Origin of the sequence: Caballeronia sordidicola, from assembly GCF_000729995.1 — a bacterium.
In the GTDB taxonomy this organism is placed as follows: domain Bacteria; phylum Pseudomonadota; class Gammaproteobacteria; order Burkholderiales; family Burkholderiaceae; genus Caballeronia; species Caballeronia sordidicola_A.
Window position 1 is genome coordinate 1 of sequence record NZ_JNFG01000162.1, and the last position, 366, is coordinate 366.

The 366-nt window shown below is 55.5% G+C and carries 1 pseudogene; it reads left to right on the plus strand.

Annotated elements, in window-relative coordinates:
- Positions 1-41 precede the first annotated feature (41 nt).
- Positions 42-366, plus strand: a pseudogene (locus tag FH08_RS53690) (hypothetical protein); the annotation flags it as partial.

Sequence of the window (366 nt, forward strand, 5' to 3'; positions counted from 1 at the left end):
AAGGACTCGTCCAATAAAGATTATCTGGTAGGATGCTTCTCGTGAAGACGATTTGGAAGAATATTACGGAGGAGGCTGTTGCGGGGGGGTCTTTTTGGGGGGGTTTTTTCAAGAAGAAGACGGCAGAAGAGATAGGAGTCCGTCTAGGGGGATCGGAGAGGGGGAGAAGAGACAGGAAAGGACGGCCGAGGAAATATGGACGGAGAGGTCGGTGCGGAGGAGGGACTCCAGGAAAGACGCGTGAAAGAAATGCAAGGAGGAGGGGCGGCAGAGGAGGGCTTTTCGAGGAGAGTGCGACGAAGAAGGCGAATCCGGGAGAAAATGGTCGGGAAAGAAGCGAGAGGAGGGCGGGCTTGGGGGGGTTTG